General features: G+C 71.1%; 21 protein-coding genes. 10 read left to right on the top strand and 11 right to left on the bottom strand.

Annotated features, from left to right (window positions below):
• Positions 1-35 precede the first annotated feature (35 nt).
• Positions 36-716, bottom strand: coding sequence for a response regulator transcription factor (locus tag ABZS69_RS17250; RefSeq protein ID WP_355372769.1), 681 nt, complete (start codon positions 714-716; stop codon positions 36-38).
• A gap of 92 nt (positions 717-808) precedes the next feature.
• On the opposite strand from ABZS69_RS17250, the gene ABZS69_RS17245 reads away from it, so the two are divergent.
• The gene (locus ABZS69_RS17245; RefSeq protein ID WP_355372767.1) at positions 809-1261 is read left to right on the top strand and encodes a hypothetical protein; all 453 of its coding nucleotides are present in this window, start codon (positions 809-811) and stop codon (positions 1259-1261) included.
• Between the two features lie 8 nt (positions 1262-1269).
• Here the strand turns inward: ABZS69_RS17245 and ABZS69_RS17240 are convergent, their stop codons facing one another.
• The 6 genes from ABZS69_RS17240 to ABZS69_RS17215 form a co-directional block, all read right to left on the bottom strand.
• A complete protein-coding gene (locus ABZS69_RS17240) occupies positions 1270-2052 on the bottom strand; it encodes an SDR family oxidoreductase (protein ID WP_355372763.1) in 783 nt (260 codons plus the stop codon).
• A gap of 119 nt (positions 2053-2171) precedes the next feature.
• Positions 2172-4448 carry a tetratricopeptide repeat protein gene (locus ABZS69_RS17235; RefSeq protein ID WP_355372760.1) on the bottom strand — a complete coding sequence of 759 codons (2277 nt, stop codon included), beginning with the start codon at positions 4446-4448 and terminating at the stop codon, positions 2172-2174.
• Positions 4449-4467: 19 nt separating this feature from the next.
• Positions 4468-5223, bottom strand: coding sequence for a hypothetical protein (locus ABZS69_RS17230; protein ID WP_355372757.1), 756 nt, complete (start codon positions 5221-5223; stop codon positions 4468-4470).
• A 49-nt stretch (positions 5224-5272) separates the two neighbouring features.
• Positions 5273-6085 (bottom strand): diaminopimelate epimerase, encoded by an 813-nt coding sequence (gene dapF / locus ABZS69_RS17225; RefSeq protein ID WP_355372755.1) that lies wholly within the window; start codon positions 6083-6085, stop codon positions 5273-5275.
• Between the two features lie 9 nt (positions 6086-6094).
• Positions 6095-7000: a tRNA (adenosine(37)-N6)-dimethylallyltransferase MiaA gene (miaA, locus tag ABZS69_RS17220; RefSeq protein ID WP_355372753.1), complete on the bottom strand. Its 906-nt coding sequence runs from the start codon at positions 6998-7000 to the stop codon at positions 6095-6097.
• A gap of 28 nt (positions 7001-7028) precedes the next feature.
• Positions 7029-7541: a methylated-DNA--[protein]-cysteine S-methyltransferase gene (locus ABZS69_RS17215; RefSeq protein WP_355372751.1), complete on the bottom strand. Its 513-nt coding sequence runs from the start codon at positions 7539-7541 to the stop codon at positions 7029-7031.
• Here ABZS69_RS17215 and ABZS69_RS17210 point away from each other — a divergent pair.
• A complete protein-coding gene (locus ABZS69_RS17210) occupies positions 7540-8454 on the top strand; it encodes a ribonuclease Z (RefSeq protein WP_355372748.1) in 915 nt (304 codons plus the stop codon). The genes ABZS69_RS17215 and ABZS69_RS17210 overlap by 2 nt on opposite strands.
• Here the strand turns inward: ABZS69_RS17210 and ABZS69_RS17205 are convergent.
• The 3 genes from ABZS69_RS17205 to ABZS69_RS17195 form a co-directional block, all read right to left on the bottom strand.
• On the bottom strand, positions 8430-9080 hold the full coding sequence (locus tag ABZS69_RS17205; RefSeq protein WP_355372745.1) for a hypothetical protein: 651 nt from the start codon (positions 9078-9080) through the stop codon (positions 8430-8432). The genes ABZS69_RS17210 and ABZS69_RS17205 overlap by 25 nt on opposite strands.
• Positions 9081-9105: 25 nt before the next feature.
• Positions 9106-9840 (bottom strand): isocitrate lyase/phosphoenolpyruvate mutase family protein, encoded by a 735-nt coding sequence (locus tag ABZS69_RS17200; protein WP_355372742.1) that lies wholly within the window; start codon positions 9838-9840, stop codon positions 9106-9108.
• An 82-nt stretch (positions 9841-9922) separates the two neighbouring features.
• Positions 9923-10453, bottom strand: coding sequence for a hypothetical protein (locus ABZS69_RS17195; RefSeq protein WP_355372739.1), 531 nt, complete (start codon positions 10451-10453; stop codon positions 9923-9925).
• 508 nt (positions 10454-10961) lie between these two features.
• On the opposite strand from ABZS69_RS17195, the gene ABZS69_RS17190 reads away from it, so the two are divergent.
• Positions 10962-11270, top strand: coding sequence for a hypothetical protein (locus ABZS69_RS17190; protein WP_355372736.1), 309 nt, complete (start codon positions 10962-10964; stop codon positions 11268-11270).
• Between the two features lie 125 nt (positions 11271-11395).
• Here the strand turns inward: ABZS69_RS17190 and miaB are convergent, their stop codons facing one another.
• Complete coding sequence (miaB, locus tag ABZS69_RS17185; RefSeq protein WP_355372733.1) at positions 11396-12892, bottom strand: tRNA (N6-isopentenyl adenosine(37)-C2)-methylthiotransferase MiaB; 1497 nt, start codon at positions 12890-12892, stop codon at positions 11396-11398.
• 137 nt (positions 12893-13029) lie between these two features.
• Between miaB and ABZS69_RS17180 the strand changes: the two genes are divergently transcribed.
• The 7 genes from ABZS69_RS17180 to ABZS69_RS17150 all read left to right on the top strand — a co-directional run bounded on the left by ABZS69_RS17180 (position 13030) and on the right by ABZS69_RS17150 (position 21155).
• The gene (locus ABZS69_RS17180) at positions 13030-13785 is read left to right on the top strand and encodes an amino acid ABC transporter ATP-binding protein (RefSeq protein WP_355372730.1); all 756 of its coding nucleotides are present in this window, start codon (positions 13030-13032) and stop codon (positions 13783-13785) included.
• 18 nt (positions 13786-13803) lie between these two features.
• Positions 13804-14667 carry a glutamate ABC transporter substrate-binding protein gene (locus ABZS69_RS17175; RefSeq protein WP_355372727.1) on the top strand — a complete coding sequence of 288 codons (864 nt, stop codon included), beginning with the start codon at positions 13804-13806 and terminating at the stop codon, positions 14665-14667.
• 58 nt (positions 14668-14725) lie between these two features.
• Positions 14726-15394, top strand: a complete 669-nt coding sequence (locus ABZS69_RS17170) for an amino acid ABC transporter permease (protein WP_355372724.1) — start codon at positions 14726-14728, stop codon at positions 15392-15394.
• Complete coding sequence (locus ABZS69_RS17165; protein ID WP_355372721.1) at positions 15391-16308, top strand: amino acid ABC transporter permease; 918 nt, start codon at positions 15391-15393, stop codon at positions 16306-16308. Before ABZS69_RS17170 ends, ABZS69_RS17165 begins: the two co-directional genes overlap by 4 nt.
• Before the next feature lie 119 nt (positions 16309-16427).
• The gene (locus ABZS69_RS17160; RefSeq protein ID WP_355372718.1) at positions 16428-17273 is read left to right on the top strand and encodes a glutamate ABC transporter substrate-binding protein; all 846 of its coding nucleotides are present in this window, start codon (positions 16428-16430) and stop codon (positions 17271-17273) included.
• Between the two features lie 50 nt (positions 17274-17323).
• Positions 17324-19132, top strand: coding sequence for a prolyl oligopeptidase family serine peptidase (locus ABZS69_RS17155; RefSeq protein ID WP_355372715.1), 1809 nt, complete (start codon positions 17324-17326; stop codon positions 19130-19132).
• A gap of 196 nt (positions 19133-19328) precedes the next feature.
• Positions 19329-21155: an ABC transporter substrate-binding protein gene (locus tag ABZS69_RS17150; protein ID WP_355372712.1), complete on the top strand. Its 1827-nt coding sequence runs from the start codon at positions 19329-19331 to the stop codon at positions 21153-21155.
• The last annotated feature ends 4 nt before the right edge of the window (positions 21156-21159 follow it).

Genomic DNA, 21159 nt, shown 5'->3' with positions numbered 1-21159 from the left:
GCCCCTCCGTGTCCCCGCGGCCTTCGACCCGCACGTCATGACGGCTCGACCAGCTTGACGCCGACCCCGCGCACCGTGTGCAGGTAGCGGGGCTCGGCGGCCGTCTCACCCAGCTTCCTGCGCAGCCACGACAGGTGCACGTCCACGGTCTTGTCCGCGCCCCCGTACGGCAGCTGCCACACCTCCGTCAGCAGCTCCCGCTTGGTCACCACCTCGCCGGGCCGCGCGGCCAGATAGTGCAGCACGTCGAACTCGCGCGGCGTCAGATCCAGCGCCGTCCCGTCGAGCGTGGCCGTACGCGCCCGCGGGTCCACCCGCAACGCCCCCACCGCCAGCGACGGCTCCGGCGCCGACCCCCCGGCCCGCCGCAGCACGGCCCGCACCCGCGCGTCGAGCTGCGCCGCGCTGTACGGCTTGACCACGTAGTCGTCGGCCCCCGCGTCCAGCACCGGCACCATCTCGGCGTCCCCGTCACGCGCGGTCGCCACGATGACCGGCACCCTGCTGACCGCCCGCAACATCCGCAGCAGCTCCACCCCGTCGAGGTCCGGCAACCCCAGGTCGAGCACGATCAGGTCGGGACGGTCCTGCACGGCCAGCCGCAGCCCGTCCAGCGCCGTCGGGGACGAGGAGACGGCGTGACCGAGATCGCGCAACCCGCGGCTCAACGCCGTCCGGATCGCCACGTCGTCCTCGATGAGCAGGATGTCAGCCATATACAAGAACGTAGACGCTCGATGACGATGCCCCGAGCAGCCTTAGCGCCGCCTTAACCTGGCCTTAGCCGTACATGGGGGATGGTGAGGCCATGAAGAGACTCGTGCTGGCCTGGGCCGCCACCGCCGTCGCCGCGACCGGCGCGGCCGTGGCGGTGCTCGCCCTGCTCGGCACCGGCCTCACCGGCGACTCCGGCCACGTGCTCAGCCAGGCCGAGGTCAGCGCGGCCCTGAACACCGCCACCCAGCGCGCCACCGGCGCCCCTCCGACCGGGGTCGCCACCCCGACTCTGACCCCGACCCCGACGACGCAGGCTTCCCAGGACCGGCTGATCCGCACCGCGGGCGGCACCGTGATCGCCTCGTGCGCGGGCGACCTGGTCACGCTGCGCTCGTGGAGCCCGGCCCAGAACTACTCGGTGGACACGGTCGAGCCGGGGCCCGCCCGCAGGGCCAAGGTGGAGTTCGAGCCGGAGGAGGGCGCGGACGTCGAGCTCAGGATCGAGTGCTCGAACGGCCTGCCGGTGGCCGGCCACGACTCCTAGACCCCGCGTCAGGTGAGCAGGACCCCACCGTCCACGGGAAGCGTCACCCCGGTGATGTACGAGGCCGCGTCACCGGCCAGGAAGACGGCCGCGGCCACCAGCTCCGCCGGATCGCCCGGCCGCTTCATCACCACCCTGGACTCGACGACCGCCTCCACGTAGCCGGGCTTGAACTGCTCGGTCATCTCCGAATGGAAGAACCCCGGCTCCAGGCAGTTGACCCGGATGCCGCGCCGGCCGGTCCACTGCTGCGCGAGGTCCCGCGTCAGGCCGACGATCGCCGCCTTCGAGGCGCTGTAGGCGGCCTGGGGCAGCCCGGCCGTGGTCTCGCCGAGGATGCTGCCGATGTTCACGATCGACGAGCCGGGCCGCATCACCCGCGCGCACGCCTGGGCCATCCAGTACGTGCCGAGCAGGTTGACGTCGATGACCTGCCGGAACTCCTCGGGCGTCTCCCGCAGCGCGGGCACGGCGGTGCCGATGCCGGCGTTGTTGATCAGCACGTCCACGGCGCCCATGGCCTCGACGGCGGCGGCCACCAGCGCGTCGCAGTCCTCCGGACGCGCCACGTCGGTCTGCACGGCCAGGCACCGGCGGCCGGTCTCCTCGACCAGCCGCCGCGTCTCCTCCAGCCGGTCGGCGCGCCGGGCGCCGATCACGACGTCGGCGCCCGCCTCCGCGAGGCCCCTGGCGAACGCGACGCCCAGCCCCGAGGACGCGCCGGTGACGATCGCCACCTTGCCGTCGAGAGCGAACCGCTCCAGCACGCCACATCCCGCCTTCCCGCTCATTCTGGGCACCGCTCAACGACGCCGACCACCACCGCACCACACCACCGGCGCGCGGGGCGTGCCGCGGCGCGCCCGGGGACGCCGTGGTCAGGCGCCCCCGGAGGCCCGGGACGCAGCCGTCAGAGGCCGTATTCCTTGACGATCCGCTCGTGCCGCTCGATCTCGACGTCGATCTCGCGGGCCAGGTCGAGCCAGGCCAGCGGGTGCACCCAGCGCTCGGTGGCGTCGTCGAGCAGCGCGTCGACCTCGGAGGCCGAGACGTCCGGCGGGACCGCGACCCAGCCGAACACCCCGGGCAGCGACTCGCCCGAGCTCGGGTGGGTGACGGCGTAGTTTTCGTCGCTGTAGACCCACATGGGCCAGCCGCGCTCGGCCATGACCTCGGTGAACTCCGCCCAGTCCTCCTCGCTCGGCGCCGCGCCGTCGAAGAAGTAGCTGGTGTAGCCGCCGGGCCGCAGGATGCGCACCGCGGCGAACGGCGGCACGAAGTTCTGCTGCTCCTGGGGGTCGTCGGGCACCGGCTCCAGCAGCTGCGGGTCGAAGACGACCAAGTCGCCGGCGTTGTAGTCCATGCCGCGGGGCTGCGGCAGGGCGAGCCTGGCCGTGGCGGGGCCGGTGCGGATGGACAGCACCTGGCGCTGGCCGCCGTCGGGCGCCGGGAGGATGAGCCTGATCAGGCCCATCTCCTCCTCGATCGGGCCCTCCTTGGCCTTGATCGGCATGCCGATCTTGGCGGCGCCCTTGCGTACGGTGTCCCAGTCCTCCGCCGAGGTGGCCATGACGATCATGCGCCAGACGTCCTCGTCGGCGAGCTCGTCGAGCACCTCCAGCAGCACCTCGGCGGCCCTGGAGTTGGCGTCGAGCTGCTGGGCGGCGCCGGACAGCAGGCGGCGGGCCTCGAGCCCGGCGCCGGCCGCGACGGCGTGCTCGCCGGCCTCGACCGTCTCCGCCCAGCGCTCGCGCGCGCTGTGCAGCCGGGCCAGCGCGAGGTGCTGGGCGGCGTGCGGCAGCATGGCGGCCATCTGCTCCAGCCGCTCGTCCTGGCGGGCCTCGACGAGCAGCGTGGTCAGGTAGGCCACGTCGTCGTCGTCGGCGCCGGCGATGTCGCCGGTGTCGACCAGCAGCTTCCAGTAGATGTCGGCGCCGGTGGCGGGGTAGCCGAGGAAGCCGAGCGTGGTGGTGTGGCGGCGGGTGGCCTCCAGGTCCTCGCCGGACAGCGGGGCCAGCCAGCCGACCCACCTCTCCGGGTCGGCGTTGAAACCGTCGGCGGCGTCGAAGAGGCCGACCCGCTCGCTGAGCGGCCCCGGGGCCTCGGGCTCGGACGTGGCCTCGGCGGCGGCCCGCAGCGCGGCCACCCGGTCGGCGATGCCCTCGGTCTCGCGCAGCTCGGCGGCTCCGGACTCGGCCAGGTCGGCCAGCAGCCCGGCCTGCCACACGCCCTGCCGGGCGACGGCGAGGTCGCCGGCGACCAGGGCGAGCTCGACGCGGGCGCGGTAGCCGCCCATCATGCCGAAGTAGTCGATCCACTGGCGCAGCACGCGGCCGAGCTGCCAGGTGTTGGTGATCTGGGCCGAGCCGGCCAGCTTGCTGACCGCCTGCGACCACTCCACGAACACGCGCGGGTGCTCGCCCACCACGTCGAGGTCGGGCAGCGCGTCCACGGCCTCGGCGGTGCGCTCGAGCGTGGCCAGGATCAGGGCCCGCCGCACGCCGTCGCGGTGCTCCTTGGCCACCGGGTCGTCGGCCTGGAACTCGGCCGCGGCCTGCAGGGCGTTGAGCGCGTCCTCGGGGCGGCCGTCGGCGAGCAGCGCGCGGGCGCTCTCGGCGCCGAGCTCCCAGCTCGCCTCACGGCCCGCGACCCGCAGCCGCTCGACGGCGGACTCGGCGTAGGTCACGGCCTCGCCCGGCTTACCGGCGTCGATGAGCGCGGCGACGTACTGGGTGACGAGGCCGGTGAAGGCGGACTTCTCCGGGCTCAGGCCCTCGAGGTGCGCCCCCAGCGTCTCCAGGCGCTCGCTCGCGTGGCCGGGGCCGTCGGTGTTGGCCCAGGCGATGGCGAGCGCCTCGACCGCCGCCGGGGCGGCCGGGCACTCGCGGACGTCTTCGCGCTGGGCGAACGCCAGCAGTTGCTGCGCGTCGTCGACGGCGACCGCGCCCTGCGCCCGGTCGCCGATGCGCCCGATCAGGTGCCAGTAGCGGGCGTAGAACTCCAGCCAGGGCAGCTCAAGGGACTCGGCCTGCTGCGCGATCGCGGGGGCCATGACGTCGAGCTGCGGATATCGGCCCTCGTAGGCCTGTGCGGGGAGGTCTCCCAGCGCCATGGCGAGGCCAACGTTGCCCGCCTCGGAAAGCTGCTGCTGGGTTTCGCCGACCCAGGCCCAGATGTCCACGTCCATGGGCAGCCAGTCTGCCAGGTCAACGAGCGTCCCCAAAACGCAGAAGGCCGATCAGCTCGTCCGATTCGCTACTGTCAAGGACCGAAAATGCCGGTGCCATCAGGTCGTCCGTCGTCTCCTCCACCACGGCGCGGCGCGCCACGACGTCCGGGCCGGGCGTGGCGTACGGCTCCGGCCACTGGAAGAACTTGGCGATCGTCTCTCCCTTGGCCGCCCCGAACGGCGTCGTGTCGTGGTCGATCGCGAGCGTGGCCTCCAGCGGGTGCAGGCCGGCCGCGATCACGGCGTTGGCGTGCAGGCCGCCACGCAGCTCTCGTACGACGTGCATGAGCTGTACGGCCCGCGCGGGCGGGTCGTCGGGCAGCGGCACGGCCCGCCAGCCCGCGAACAGCGGGACGCCCACGGACGAGGCGCCCTCGGCGACCGGCTCCAGCAGCTCCGCGAGCCGCGCGCAGCCCTCGTAGCCGCCCAGCCTGCGCCGGCCCCAGGCCCTGCAGACCTCGGCGTAGAGCTCGACGGCCTGCTCGACGGGGAGCTTGCGGCCGCCGTTCCAGCTCTGCTCGACGTGTTCGGGCGGGAAGAAAACGACGACCGAATTGACGACGTCGGCGTCGCATTCGCCGAGCACGCCGCAGCGGCCCCGGAAGTAGAGCTCGCGGGGGCCGAGGCCGTACTCCTCGCAGACGGCCTTGGCCTCTCTGGAGACCATGAACCCGCCGCCGTACTGGCCGATCGCCGCTTTGACCTGCGTCGCGGTGGTGCGTGGGTCAGCCATGGTCCACCTCTCAGTTCGCGAAGTGGACCCAGCATCCCTCAGAAGAACATTATTCTGCAAGCCTCAGCTCGCCGCTGGCCACGATGACCGCGGGGCCGGAAAGGTAGCTCGTCTCCTCCTCCAGGATGACGGTCAGCGAGCCGCCGGGCACCTCGACCGTCCACGTGCCGGTGGTCTCGTCCGTCAGGGCCGCGGCGGCGACGGCGGTGGCCACCGTGCCGGTGCCGCAGGAGCGGGTCTCGCCGCAGCCGCGCTCGTGGACGCGCATGACCGCGCGGCGGGTGCCGACGGGGTTGAACAGCTCGATGTTGACCCCGCCGGGGAAGACGCCGGGGTCGAAGCCCGGCTGGTAGTGGAGGTCGAGCTGGGCGACGGGATCGCCGATGGCGCAGGCCAGGTGGGGGTTGCCCATGTCGACGTGGAGCCCCGGGTATTCCTGGCCGCCGACGGTCGCCACGCTGCGGCCGTGCACGACGGGCTTGCCCATGTCGACGGTGATGTCGCCGTTGGGCTCGACGCGGACCGTGCGCACGCCGCCCCTGGTGGCCAGCATGAACTCGCCGGGCTTCTCCAGCCCCTCGTCGATCAGGTAGCGGGCGAACACGCGCACGCCGTTGCCGCACATCTCGGCCACGCTGCCGTCGGCGTTGCGATAGTCCATGAACCACTCGGCCACGGCGGCGTGCTCGGCCACCTCAGGGCTCTCCTTGGTGCGCGTCACCACCAGCACGCCGTCGGCCCCTATCCCGGCTCTCCTGTCGCAGATCTTGGCGACGAGCGCGGCTGTCACGCCCGCCTCTCCGCCAGGGTCGGGAAGGATGACGAAGTCGTTCTCGGTGCCGTGCCCCTTAAGAAACCGCATCTTGCAAGCTTATGCGAACGGGTTTGCGGAGATCAGCGCCAGGGACCGCTCAAGCAGATCCGGAGCGTCGTACGGCAGCCACCGCACCCTGGGATCGCGGCGGAACCACGACTCCTGGCGGCGGGCGAAGCGCCTGGTGGTCCTGACGGTCTCCTCGATCGCCTGCTCCTCGCTCCACTCGCCCTGCAGGAAGCGGATGACCTGGGCGTATCCCAGGGCGCGGCCGGCCGTGCGCCCCTCGGCCAGACCCTGCCCGAGCAGGCCCCGCACCTCCTCGACCAGGCCCGCCTGCCACATGCGCTCGACCCTGAGCGCGATCCGCTCGTCCAGCTCCGGCCTGGGCACCTCAAGGCCGATCTGCACGCTCGGATAGACGGCGTCGTAGCCGGGCATGGTCGCCGAGAACGGGCGCCCGGAGTGCTCGATCACCTCCAGCGCGCGGACGATGCGGCGGCCGTTGCTCGGCAGGATCGCCGCCGCGGCCACCGGGTCGAGCTCGCGCAGGCGCTCGTAGAGCGGGGCGGAGCCGCGCTCGGCCAGCTCGCCCTCCAGCCTGGCCCTGATCTCCGGATCGGTGCCGGGGAACTCCAGCTCGTCGATGGCCGCCCGCACGTACAGGCCGCTGCCGCCGACCAGCACGGGCACCTCGACGGCGTCGATGACCTGCCTGGCCAGCTTCTGGTATTCGGCCACGCTGGCCGTGACCGTGACGTCCCAGACGTCCAGCAGGTGGTGCGGGACCCCGCGCTGCTCGGCGGGGGTGAGCTTGGCCGTGCCGATGTCCATGCCCCGGTAGAGCTGCATGGAGTCGGCGTTGACGCACTCGCCCCCGAGGCGGAGCGCGATGTCCACGGCGAGGTCTGACTTCCCGGCCGCCGTGGGGCCCACGACGGCGATGACTGGCTGCTGACGCACAAGGACAAGTTTGCTGGAGGTCCAAGCCCTAGAAATCCAGCAGGGTCGGTTGCAGGTACCCCTCATGGGTGAGCAGCCAGCGCTTGGTCTCCACACCCTCGCCGCCGCTGAACCCGCCCAGGCCGTTGCCCGCGATCACGCGGTGGCAGGGCACGACGATCGGGATGGGGTTGGAGCCCATGATCGAGCCGATGCCGCGGGCGGGCACGCTGGAGCCGCTGCGCGTGGCCAGTTCGCCGTACGTGACGGCGGTGCCGTACGGGACCTGGTGCAGCGTCTGGAGCACCCGCAGCCGCGAGCCGCCCATCAGCCGCCAGTCCACCGGCGTCTTGAAGACCTTCAGATCGCCGGCGAAATAAGCGTTCAGCTCGGCGACCGCGAAGGCCGTACGATCCGAATCATGGACTTCAGCCAGGCCGAGACGTTCGGCCAGCGGCGGACGGGACCCCCAGCCCGACGCGATGAGCCCGACCTCGGTGACGGCCAGCACGAACGGCCCTACCGGCGTCGGCACCTCGGCGAACGCGACTGTGGTCATCATGTCCTCACGTGAGTTGGTGGTGCTGGGCACTTCCAGCGCGGTTCCTACCCGACACCGTAACCACAACGGTTACCTTCTGCGCTGGGATGGACAAGGCTTCCTTTTCGACCCCGGCGAGGGTACGCAGCGGCAGCTGCTGCACGCCGGGGTGAGCGCGCACGACGTGCACTGGATCTGCGTCACGCACTTCCACGGCGACCACTGCCTGGGCGTGCCCGGGGTCGTGCAGCGCATCGCGCGCGACAGGGTCAGGCACCCGGTGCGCGCGGTCTTCCCCGGCTCCGGCACCGAATACTGGCGCCGGCTCCGCCACGCCGCCGCCTTCGCCGACACCTCGGTGATCTCCGAGCACCCTCTCTCCGGCGACCTCGCCTCCGTCGGCTCGCTGACCGCGCGCCGCCTGTCCCACCCCGTCGAGTCGTACGGCTACCGCGTCCAGGAGCCGCCCGGCCGCACCATGCTGCCCGACCGGCTGGCCGCGTACGGCATCCGCGGCCCGGAGGTCGGCGAGCTCCAGCGCACGGGCTCCGTGCGCGGGGTCACGCTCGACCAGTGCAGCGTGCCCAGGCCGGGGCAGAGCGCGGCGTTCGTGATGGACACGCGGCTCTGCGACACCGTGTTCGAGCTGGCCTCGGGGGTGGACCTGCTGGTGATCGAGAGCACGTTCCTGTCGTCGGAGAGCGCGCTGGCCAAGGAATACGGGCACCTGACGGCGTTCGAGACGGGGCTGGTGGCGGCGGACGCGGGGGTGCGCAGGCTGGTGCTGACGCACTTCTCCGAGCGGTACGGCTTCGCCGACGAGCCGGCCTTCGTGGCGGAGGTGCGACGGCACTTCGACGGGGAGGTCGTGCTCGCCCGCGACCTGATGAAGATCCCGGTGCCGAAGCGTCAGGTCCACAGGCCGGCGAAGTAGCCCACGCCGTAGGGAGCCGTCTCCATGAGCAGGCGGCCCTCATACCTCCGCGTGCCGGCCGCGCCGGCCAGCACCTGGAGGGCGGCCCGCCCGCTCACCCACAGCCGGTCCGCGTGCGCGGGGTCGAGGGCGGCGAGCGCGCCGGGGTCGGCCTGGGCTACGGCCTCCGCGATCAGGCGGTTGTACGGCCCCGCGGCCTCGTCGTACTTGCCCGGGGCCCTCGGGCTGAGGCAGGCGGAGCCGTCGGCCATCACCAGCAATGCCACCTTTGGCGCGATTTTTCCTAGTTTTTCGCCCAATTGGAGGCATTCCTCGATCGGCGCGTCGAGCGCGACGGACTGGAAGCCGTCCGGGTCGCGGTCGTCCAGCAGCCAGCGGCCCACGGTCAGGGACAGCGGGAGCACGGGGCCCTCGCGGCCGGCCGTGACGTCCATCCCCCACGGGCGGAGGGTGCCCGCCGCCTGGCCTCCGTACGCGGTCGCGGCCCGCGCGCCGCCCACCACGATCAGCGCGTCGGGACGGGCGTCGTGGAGCGCGGCGATCGCCGTGCGGCAGGCGGTCCGGAGGTCGTCGAGCTGGAGGGTGATCAGCGGAGTGGGCGGGCAGACGGCCGCGGCGACAAGCACGGGGCAAGCGTACGCGGCGGCCGGCTCAGTACGGACTGCGACCTGCCCTGACCTCCGCGAACATGCTCTGCGCATAACCGTGCACGGCCCGGTGCAACCCGCTGCCGAAGCTGATCCTGCCCACGCCCAGCTCGGCCAGCCGCGCCGGCCCAGGAACCCCCGGCCCGGCGTAGACGTTGACCGGCGCGCCCAGCTCGCTCACCAGCGCGCGGATCTCGTCCTCGTCCGCCAGCCCGATCGGGTAGACGCAGTCGGCCCCCGCCTCCAGGTACCGCCGCCCGCGCTCCAGCGCCGCCTCGCGCGTCTTCGTGCCGTGGAGGTAGGTGTCGACCCTCGCGTTGATCACCAGTGCCTGACCCGCCGCGGCCCGGACCGCCGCCAGGAAGTCCGCCTGCTCGCCGGGGTCGATCAGCCCTCCGGCGCCGGAGTCCTCCAGGTTGCAGCCCACGGCTCCGGTGGAGAGCAGGCGTTCGACCAGTTCGGCGGGCCCGAGCCCGTAGCCGCGCTCGATGTCGGCGGTGACTGGCACGTCCACGACCCTGGCGATGCGGGCGACGGCCGCCATCATCTCGGCGACCGGCGTCCGCTCGCCGTCCTCGTACCCCAGGACCCTGGCGACGGCGGCGCTGCTGGTGGCCACGGCGGGGAACCCGGCCTCCCGCACGGCCAGGGCGGAGGCGGCGTCCCAGGCGTTCGGCAGGATCACGGGGTCTCCCGGCACGTGCAGCGCACGCAGGGCCGAGGCTCTGTCAGTCGTCATGGCCCGACCCTACGGACCGGGGTGGTCGTCGGCGTAGGTCCAATGCCGGCCGCAAACGCCGAGCCACTTCACCGCGGTCCGCTCAGCAGCCGCTCTTGGAGCACAGGCCGCTGACCTCGCCCGCCGGGCCGTCCGCGGGGATGTCGCCCTCGTCCGGCTGCGCGGAGCCGGTGGGGGCGGGCTTGGCGGGGGACTTGGTGGGAGACGTCGAGGCCGGCCGCCTGCCGCCCTTGGCGGAGTCACTGCCCGTGCCGCCGGTGGGCTCGTCGCCCGTGCCCAGGTCGGGGGCGGCGTCTCCCACGCTGCCGTCGTCGGGGCTGCCGGCCGGGGCGTCGGTCGTGACGTCGCCCATGGTGGCGTCGTCGTCGCCCCCGAGGTCCTCGGAGCCTCCGGTGGTCTGGGAGGGCGCGGGACGGGCGCCGCCCGGCTGGACGGTGCCGGCGGGGTTCGCGGCCAGCAGGTAGCCGACGCCGCCGGCCGCGAGCACGCCGACGAGCGCCGCGGCGGCGATGGCGGCGGTCTTCTTGGTGCTCTTCGGGGGTTTGTCCGCCAGGCGGGTGTCCCCCGGCCCGGACAGGACCTCGTGACGATCCGGCTCGATCGGATCTCGCATGGTGGTGCAGCTCCCTGCGGTCGTATCGGCGAAAGCTAACCGGCTTCCGCGGGTGATGGACCACACTAGCCGCATCGGATGAATGCTCGCACACCAATCACAAAGGAATCACGACATGTCCCCCCGTGGATCCGTTTACCCAGGTCGCCGCGCCCACCTCGCACCGGTCGCAGGAGTTGCCGGGGTGCTCGCGACCGCGATCGCGGGCATTTTCCTGGCATTCACAAACTCCCACGAACCGCCCGCGCAAAGTCCACCGGAATTCGCGCGGAAAAGCCTGCTTTCTCCAAGATCGCATTTCTCGTCCCCAACGCCGGCCCCCGACCGATCCGTTGGATCGTTCCAAGAAGCTGCCGCCCTCACGCCGTTCTCCTGGGTCCAGGCCGTTCCCTCGCCGGGGGCGCCGATCCCCACCGGCGGCACCCCGGATCCCCTGTCGTCGATCTACGCGGTCCCGTCGCTCGCCCCGGACCCCCTGGCACCGGTCTACGGCCACCCGCATCCCCGGGTGCGCGTTCCTGACCCGCTCGACCCCGAGACGGGGCCTCCCGTCTCCGTCGCCGTACCGCCGCCGCCCGCGACGACGGCCCCGCAGCGGTCGGCGCCGCCCAGGCCGCAGCCACGGAACGAGGTGGCCGTCCCTCCCCCGGCGAGCTCGCCCGCTCCCCAGGTGCCGCCCCAGGTGCGCTCCGCGCCGGAGCCGGACCGGCGCGCGGACCCGCCGCCGGCGATCCCGGGTGGCGCGGACCCGTGCGCCACGTTCCACGACTTCCGCCGCCAGCCCTGCTACGCCTACCTCAACCGCCTCGGCCGATGACCGGCCTCAGCTCGTGGCCGGGCGACGCGCGGTGCTGTCACGGGTGGGCCGTCCGCCGGAAGGCGCCCGGCCGAATGCGGCGCGGCGCTGCCACGGATGGGCCCGTGGCAGCGTGCGGCGTGGCGTCAGTGGGCCGAGCAGGCGTCCGAAGGGGCGGCGGGGGAAGGCGCGGGGCGGCCGATGGTGGGCATGCCCAGCAGAACCCCCGGCGCGGAACTCGCGGCACCCTGCCGGGACTCCCAGGCGTCGCCCGCCCTCGTGCGCCGGACCGGCGCGACCGGGCCGTCGGCCACCAGGTGGTGCGGGGCCGCGTACGTGACCTCGACCGTGACCATGTCACCGGGCCGCGGCGTCTCGGCGCCGACCGCGAAGTGGACCAGGCGGTTGTCGGCCGCGCGGCCCGACAGGCGGCGGGTGGCGTCGTCCTTGCGGCCCTCGCCCTCGGCGACCAGCACCTCCAGCGTGCGCCCCACCTGCTTCTTGTTCTCCGCCCATGAGATCTCCTCCTGCAGGGCCACGAGCCGCTCGTAGCGCTCCTGCACGACCTCCTTGGGCACCTGGTCGGGCATGGTGGCCGCCGGGGTGCCTGGGCGGATGGAGTACTGGAAGGTGAAGGCGTTGGCGAAGCGGCTCTGGCGGACCACGTCGAGCGTGGCCTGGAAGTCCTCTTCGGTCTCCCCCGGGAAGCCGACGATGATGTCGGTCGAGATGGCCGCGTCGGGCATGGCCGCGCGCACCCGCTCGATGATGCCGAGGTAGCGCTCCGCCCGGTAGGAGCGGCGCATCTCGCGCAGCAGGCGCGACGAGCCCGACTGCAGGGGCATGTGGAGCTGGTGCATGACGTTGGGCGTCTCGGCCATGGCGGCGATCACGTCGTCGGTGAAGGCCGCCGGGTGGGGAGAGGTGAAGCGCACGCGCTCCAGGCCGTCGATCGTGCCGCACGAGCGCAGCAGCTTGCCGAAGGCCAGGCGGTCGCCGAACTCGACGCCGTACGTGTTGACGTTCTGGCCCAGCAGCGTGACCTCGAGGACGCCCTGGCCGACCAGCGTCTGGACCTCGGCGAGGACGTCGCCGGGACGGCGGTCCTTCTCCTTGCCGCGCAGCGACGGCACGATGCAGAAGGTGCACGTGTTGTTGCAGCCGACCGAGATGGCCACCCAGGCCGCGTAGGCGGACTCGCGCTTGGTGGGCAGCGTGGAGGGGAAGACCTCCAGCGACTCCTTCAGCTCGACCTGGGCCTCGCCCTCGATGCGGGCGCGCTCCAGCAGCACCGGCAGCGAGCCGATGTTGTGGGTGCCGAAGACCACGTCGACCCACGGCGCCTTGCGGACGATCTCGCCCTGGTCCTTCTGGGCCAGGCAGCCGCCCACCGCGATCTGCATGCGGGGATTGCTCATCTTGGCGGGCCGGAGATGGCCGAGGTTGCCGTAGAGGCGGTTGTCGGCGTTTTCCCGCACGGCGCACGTGTTGAACACGACCACGTCGGCGGTCTCGCCCTCGGTGGCGGGCACGTAGCCGGCGTCCTCCAGCAGACCGGACAGCCGCTCGGAGTCATGGACGTTCATCTGGCACCCGTATGTGCGCACTTCGTATGTGCGGGCGCCCTCCTGGGTCACAGTCATGGCACGTTCAAGGGTAGTCGCTGTGCGGCTTGGCACAGTCCCGACTGCGCTAAAAGGCCAGCTTGGTGGCATGATGTGATCGGATCGGTACCGCTTGGTTAGTGACCAGCGTTCTAGAGACCCTTACGGTTTGACCCATGACGGAGAACGGTAACGACGCTCCACTCGTACGGTTGGAGAACGTCAACAAACACTTTGGGGCGTTGCACGTCCTGAAGGACATAAACCTGACCGTCTCCCGCGGCGAGGTTCTGGTCGTTATCGGTCCATCGGGCGGAGGCAAGTCCACGCTCTGCCGCACGATCAACCGTCTGGAGACGATCAGCGAGGGGCAGATCGTCTTCGACGGCCAGGTGCTCCCCCAGGAGGGCAAGGCGCTGGCGAGGCTTCGCTCCGAAGTCGGCATGGTGTTCCAGTCGTTCAACCTGTTCGCCCACAAGACCATCCGCGACAACGTCACGCTCGGCCCCCTCAAGGTGCGCGGCGTCTCGAAGGACGCGGCGAACAAGCGGGCGATGGAGCTGCTGGAGCGCGTGGGCATCGCGGCGCAGGCGGACAAATATCCGGCCCAGCTCTCCGGCGGCCAGCAGCAGCGGGTCGCCATCGCCAGGGCGCTGGCGATGGAGCCGAAGATGATCCTGTTCGACGAGCCGACCTCCGCACTGGACCCCGAGATGGTTCAGGAGGTGCTCGACGTCATGATCGGGCTGGCTCGTGACGGGATGACCATGATGGTCGTCACCCACGAGATGGGCTTCGCCCGGCGGGCGGCCAACAGGGTGGTTTTCATGGCCGACGGCCAGATCGTGGAGGAGAACACCCCCGACGAGTTCTTCACCAACGCGCAGACGGACCGGGCGCGTGACTTTCTTTCCAAGATCCTCACGCACTGATCATTGAGGCAGGTATTCATGCACATGCGTCGAACGGGAGCGGTGCTCTCGATAGCGGCACTCGCCGCCGGTCTGACCGCTTGCGGCGGCGGCAGCAGCAAGACTTACTCGAGCGTGGTGGACAAGGTCAAAGACGGCGGCACGATCGTCGTCGGCACCAAGTGGGACCAGCCGAGCCTGGGTCTGAAGGTCGGCAACGGGCCCGAGGGCTTCGACGTCGACGTGGCCAAGGCCGTGCTGAAAGAGGTCAACGGCGGCAAGGACCCGCAGATCGAATGGAAGGAGTCGGCCTCGTCCAACCGCGAGCCGTTCCTCCAGAACGGCACCGTTGACATCATCTTCGCCACCTACTCCATCACCGAGGAGCGCAAGGGCAAGGTCACCTTCGGCGGCCCCTACGTCGTCGCCCACCAGGACGTGATGATCCGCAAGGACGACACCGCGATCACCACGCCCCAGGACCTCAAGGGCAAGAAGATCTGCAAGGCGGCCGGCTCCAACTCCTACAAGCGGATCACCGACCCGCCACCGGACGGCAAGCTCGACATCGACGCCACCACCGTCGACGCGGCCAACTACTCCGAGTGCGTGCAGAAGCTGAACGGCAGCAACCTCGACGCCGTGACCACCGACGACCTGATCCTGGCGGGCTTCGCCAAGCAGGCCGGCGGCAACTTCAAGGTGCTCGGCCAGGCCTTCACGGACGAGAAGTACGGCGTCGGCCTGAAGAAGGGCGACACCAAGACGTGTGAGGCCGTCAACACCGCGGTGAAGAAGCTGTGGGACAACGGCACCATGAAGCAGCTGCTGGACAAGTGGTTCGGCGGCATCGAGGGCCTGAAGTTGTCGGACGCGGCACCGCCCGCGGAGGGTTGCAGCTGATCATGCCAGAAGCGGCGGCCGGCCCCCCGGCCGCCGTTCCCCTATGCGGTGGAGCACGATGGAAGATCTGATTAGATACGCGCCCGACCTCGCACTGGGGTTCCTGGAGAACATCAAGCTCTCCGTCGTGGCCGCGATCGCCTCGCTCATTCTCGGCACCGTCCTGGTGGCGATGCGAGTTTCCCCCACGCCGGTGCTGCGCGCGGCCGGCACGATCTACGTCAACATAGTGCGCAACACCCCCCTCACGCTGGTGCTGGCCTTCTCCTCGCTCGGCCTCAGCGACCAGCTCGGGCTCGTCTTCTCCGACGTGCCCACCACCAACTCGTTCTGGATCGTCTCGATGGGCCTGTCGGCCTACACCGCGGCCTTCGTCTGCGAGGCGCTGCGCGCGGGCATCAACACGGTGCCGCTCGGGCAGGCCGAGGCGGCCAGGGCGATCGGGCTGACGTTCATCCAGTCGCTGCGGATGATCATCCTCCCGCAGGCGTTCCGCGCGGTCATCGCCCCGCTCGGCAGCGTGATGATCGCCATGGTCAAGAACACGACGGTCGCGGTCGCCGGCGGGGCCGCCTTCGAGGCCGCGAGCAACATGAAGGAAGCCTTCGACCAGGTCGGCGCGTCGATCCCGATCTTCCTCGGCATCGTGGTCGCCTTCATGGCCGTGACACTGCCCATCGGCTTCTTCACCGGCCGGCTGGCCCAGCGACTGGCGGTGGCGCGATGACCACCACAGTCCTGTTCGACGCCCCCGGGCCGCGCGCGCGGACGCGCAACGGCGTCCTCACGGTGATCAGCGTCGTGGCCGTGGCCGCCGTCCTGTACGGCATCTACCGCGGTTTCGACGCCAAGGGCCAGTGGGAAGGCAAGATCTGGCAGCCGTTCCTGCAGTGGGAGACGTGGGAGGTCTACATCTTCCCCGGCCTGCTCGGGACGCTGCAGGCCGCCGTGGTGGCCTCGGTGCTCGCGCTGCTGTTCGGCGCGGTCTTCGGCCTGGCCAGGCTCTCCGACCACACCTGGATCCGCGTCCCGGCGGGCGTGGTGGTCGAGGTCTTCAGGGCCATCCCGCTGCTGCTGCTGATCTTCTTCATCTTCTACCTCGCACCGGCCGTGGCGGGCAGCGGCGACTACACGTTCATGGCGGTCGTGATCGGCCTGATGCTCTACAACGGCTCGGTGCTGGCCGAAGTGGTCAGGGCGGGCGTGCACGCGGTGCCGCGCGGCCAGTCGGAGGCGGCGTTCGCGGTGGGCATGCGCAAGAACCAGGTCATGCGCCTGGTGCTGCTGCCGCAGGCCGTCACGGCGATGATGCCAGCGATCGTCAGCCAGCTCGTGGTGCTGCTGAAGGACACCGCGCTCGGCTACATCATCGCCTACGTCGACCTGCTCAACACCGGCTTCAAGATCCTGCCGGCCGTCTTCTTCGGCTCGCTGATCCCGGCGGCGATCGTCATCGGGATCATCTACGTGGCGCTCAACATGGCGCTGAGCTTCCTGGCCACGTGGCTGGAGCGGCGCAGCAGGCGCAGCCGCAAGACGGCCGCCGCCCCGATCGCGGCGCCCGGCTCGGCCGAGGTCAGCGTGGGCGCGGGTGAGGGCACCGGGGACGCCGGACCGGCCCCCGACCGTCCCGCGGAGTGATTGGACGTACGGGCGCTGCGGCGCCCGTACGTCCGCGAATCTCCAAGAAGGCCCCATTTCTCCGTTGAAACCGCCCCAAGGCCGGTCCGTATCGTTTGCCCAGCCCCCAGACTGTGTCCATGCGTGGGGTGGCGCTCGCGGGGTTGGCGGTGGCGGCGTTGGTCGCCGGGTGCGGCAGCGCGGGCTCGTACACAACCGTCGTGGGCAAGATCAGGAACGCCGGCCGGGTCGTCGTCGGCACCAAGTGGGACCAGCCGAGCCTGGGTCTCAAGACCGGGGAGGGCCCTCCCGAGGGCTTCGACGCGGACGTGGCCAAGTACATCGTCGACCACATCGCCCAGGGCCGGCGCGTGCAGATCACGTGGCGGGAGTCGCCCTCGTCCGCCCGCGAGGCCCTGCTCCAGAACGGCAGCGTGGACCTCATCATCGCCACCTACAGCATCACCCCGTCGCGCCGGCCCAAGGTGACGTTCGGCGGGCCCTACATCTCCACCCCGCAGGACACGATGGTCCGCGCGAGCGACACCAGCATCAAGAAGGTGACCGACCTGCGGGGCAAGCGGCTCTGCCTGGCGGAGGGCTCGAACTCGTACCGGCGGATCGTCGATCCCCCGCCCAACGGCAAGCTGGCCCTTCCCATGCGGCTGGTGCCCGCGGCCAACTACTCCGACTGCGTACGCAAGCTCGCTGACGGCCGGCTCGACGCGATCAGCACCGAGAACCTGGTCCTGGCGGGGTTCGCCGAGCAGGAGCCGGGCCGCTTCAGGCTGCTGAACGACCCCGTCAGCACCGAGGACTGGGGGGTCGGCGTCAAGAAGGGCGACGCCTCCACCTGCGAGGCCGTCAACCAGGCGATCTCCGCGATGTGGCACGACGGCACGGCCACGCGGCTGCTGCACAGGTGGTTCGGGAAGACGGGGCTCAAACTGCCGTCGTCCCTGCCGAAGCCCGTAGGGTGCCCCTGAACTGTGGGGACCGCCCCACGCCGTTGCCGATCTTCCGGCAGGATGCGGGTATGCCTTTCTGGCCCTCCCCCATCTCGACCAGAGACGTGGCCGCCTCCGGCGTGCGCCCCGGCTGGCCCACGGCCCAGGACGGCCGGATCTGGTGGACCGAGGACCGTCCGGACGAGGGCGGGCGCACCACGATCGTGCGCCGCGACGCCGACGGCACCCGGCATGACCTGCTGCGGGCCCCGTGGAGCGCGCGCACCAGAGTCCACGAGTACGGCGGCAGGCCGTACGCCGTCACACCTGGGGGCGAAGTGGTCTTCGCCAACCTCAAAGACCAGCGCCTGTACATTCTGGGCGATTACGGCGAGCCGAAACCCATCACGGACGAAGGTTCCCGCTACGCGGACCCGCTGGTGCGCGACGGCCGGGTCTGGTGCGTACGCGAGCGCCACGCCGAGGAGGGCAAGGTCACCCGGGCGATCGTATCGATCTCGCTGGACGGCGGCGAACTGCGCGAGTGGGCCACCGGCTGCGACTTCTACGCCTCCCCCGCCCTCTCCCCCGACGGGCGGCATCTGGCCTACGTCTGCTGGAACCACCCGCGCATGCCCTGGGACGGCACCGAGCTGCGCGTCGCCCGGCTGTCGGGCGGCGGCGCCTGGACGGTGAAGGGCGGCCCGGCGGAGTCCGTGCTGGCCCCGGCCTGGAAGGACGACACCAGCCTCTACCTGGTCTCCGACTGCTCCGGCTGGTGGAACCTCTACGAGGTCGGCCTGCGCGGCGACGGGCTGCGGGCGATCCACGCCGCCGAGGAGGAGTTCGCGCTGCCGCCGTGGCGGCTGGGCGGGCACCCGTACACCGTGCTCGACGACGGGCGCCTCGCGGTCCTGCACGGCCGCGGCGACCTGCGGCTGGGCGTGCTGGACCCGGTCTCGGGCACGCTGACCGACCTCGACGTGCCCTACGACGGGTGGGACGCGGCGCTGGCCGCCGAGGGCACCTCCGTGGTCGGCGTCGGGTACGCCTCCACGGTCCCCCGGTCGGTCGTCAGCGTGGACGTGGCGTCCGGCGAGGCCCACGCGCTCAAGAGCGACCTCGCGCGGCTGCCCGACCGGTCCTACCTGCCCGTCCCGCGCGCGGTCGAGTCGCCGGCGCCCGCCTTCCTCTACCCGCCGCACGGCCCGGCGACCGAGGGCACGCCGCCCTACGTGATCTTCGTGCACGGGGGGCCGACCTCGCACGCCGACACCGCGCTCGACCTGGAGAAGGCGTTCCTGACCTCGCGCGGCATCGGGGTGCTCGACGTCAACTACGGCGGCTCGACCGGCTACGGCAGGGCCTACCGCGAGCGGCTGAAGGGGCAGTGGGGGCTGGTCGACGTGGCGGACACGATCGCCGCCGCCGAATGGCTGGCCGCCGAGGGGCTGGCCGACCCCGGCAGGATCGCGGTGCGCGGGGGCAGCGCGGGCGGGTGGACCGTGATGGCGGCCTGCTGCCGGTCCGGCGTGTTCGCGGGCGGGGTGTCGTACTTCGGCGTCAGCGCGCTCGCGCCCCTCGCGGCGCACACCCACGACTTCGAGTCGCGGTACGTGGAATGGCTGGTGGGGCCGGAGGACCCCGAGGTGTACGCCTCCAGGGAGCCGCTCGCCCTCGTGGCCGGCGTGAGCTGCCCCATGCTGCTCCTGCAGGGGCTCGACGACCCCGTGGTGCCGCCCGCGCAGTCGGAGGCGTTCGCGGACGCGCTGTCGGAGCGGGGCGTGCCGTGCACGTATCTGGCGTTCGAGGGCGAGTCGCACGGCTTCCGCCGCACGGAGACGCGGATGACCGCGCTGGCCGCTGAATTGGCCTTCTACCAGCAGCTTTTTACCTAATGTCGTAATTTACTTACAGAATTCGTACCAAATCGATATTACTTACTAGTCGCTAATCATCATCGGTTGCATAACCGGCTTTTCGCTTGCGCTCCCTCGCGCGTGAACATGCAAGGTGGGACGTGCTCCGCGGCCACGGCGCACGCCCCACACGGCCAGCCATGCACGCCCCGCATCTCGGCACGAGGGAGGCCAGATGGCCAGCATGCGCCATTTCAGCATTGCCGTGGCGGTCTTCGCAACTTTGTTCGCCACCGCCTGCCAAACGGACACCGGAGCCACGAACTCCGCCCCGCCCACCTCCGCCGCCCCCGGCCAGCCCGTTTCCGGGGGCACGCTCCGGCTCGTGGGCGGCGGGGACGTCGACCACCTCGACCCCACCAGCTCGTACTACACGGTCACCAACGGGATCCTGCGCACGTACGCCCGCGGGCTCTTCGGGCTCAACGGGGTGGCGAGCGGGTCCGACACCACCAAGGGCTTCACGCTCGTCCCCGACGTCGCCTCCGAACTGCCCACGGCGGGCAACGGGGGCCTGAGCGCCGACGGGCTCACGTACACGATCAAGCTCCGTGACGGCGTGCAGTGGGACACCCAGCCGCCGCGCGAGGTGACGGCGGGCGACTTCGTCCGCGGCTTCAAGCGGATCTGCAACCCGGTGGCGGGCTCCGGCGCGCCCGGCTACTACACGAGCACGATCAAGGGCATGAAGGCGTACTGCGACGCGTACGCCAAGGCGTTCACCAAGGCCAAGCCCACCGCCGCGGCGCTGGCCGACTTCCAGAACTCCCACGAGATCGCGGGCGTCCAGGCCAAGGACGACAAGACGCTGGTCTTCACGCTGACCCAGCCCGCCAGCGACTTCCTCAACATCCTGTCACTGAACTTCTCCGTGGCCGCCCCCAAGGAGTACGACCAGTACGTGCCGGACGACGCCACGTTCCGGCAGCACACGATCTCCGACGGCCCGTACAAGGTCACCCAGTACGTGGCCACCAAGTCGATCAGGCTGGAGCGGAACCCGGCCTGGAAGCAGGAGTCGGACCCGATCCGGCACCAGTACGTGGACGCCATCGAGGTCAAGATGGGCGTGAACGAGCCGGACGCGGTGCAGCAGCAGCTTGAGGCCGGCAGCGCCGACCTGTCGTGGGACCTGCCGGTGCCGACCGCGCAGATCCCGCGGCTCAAGAGCTCGGGCGACCCCAACTTCACTATCTTCCCCGGCGCGGTGAGCAACCCGTACATCGTCTTCAACCTGCAGAGCAAGAACGCCGGCGGCGCCATGGGCAAGCTCAAGGTCCGCCAGGCCATCGAGTACGCGGTCAGCAAGGTCGCCATCGCCAAGGTCTACGGCGGCGCCGACGTGGCCACGCCGCTGCACACCGCGATCCCGCCGGGCAACATCGGATACCAGGAGTACAACCCGTACCCGAGCCCCGGTGACGCGGGCGACCCGGCCAAGTGCAAGCAACTGCTCACCGAGGCCGGCTACCCGAACGGGCTGACGCTCATCGGCGCCTTCCGCAACGCGGGCAACCACCCGGCCAACTTCCAGTCGTACTCGGCCGACCTGCAGAAGTGCGGGATCACCGTCAAGGGCCTGCCGGTCCGGCAGGGCGACTACTACGGCGCCTTCCTGCAGAACCCGTCCATCGCCAAGGCCAGCAAGTGGGACATCTCGGCGCCCGGCTGGGTCCCCGACTGGTACGGCAACAACGGCCGCGCGGTCGTCCAGCCGCTGTTCGAGACCAACTGCACGCCCGGCACCAGCAACTACGGCTGCTACAGCAACCCCAAGGTGGACTCGCTGATCAAGCAGGCGCTGGCCGAGCAGGACCAGGCCAAGTCGGCCGCACTGTGGCACCAGGTCGACACGACGGTGATGGGCGACGCGGTGATCGTGCCGCTCAACAACCAGAACACGCCGATCTACAAGAGCAAGCGGGTGCAGAACGCCCTGTACCTGCCGGCGTTCCAGCTCTACGACTTCACCAACATCTGGCTCAACCCCAACAACCCGTGATGAG

The sequence above is a fragment of the Nonomuraea sp. NPDC005650 genome, assembly GCF_040605375.1.
In the GTDB taxonomy this organism is placed as follows: Bacteria; Actinomycetota; Actinomycetes; order Streptosporangiales; family Streptosporangiaceae; genus Nonomuraea.
Note: the sequence above shows the minus strand (reverse complement) of the source record. Positions and strands in the feature narration are given on the sequence as shown.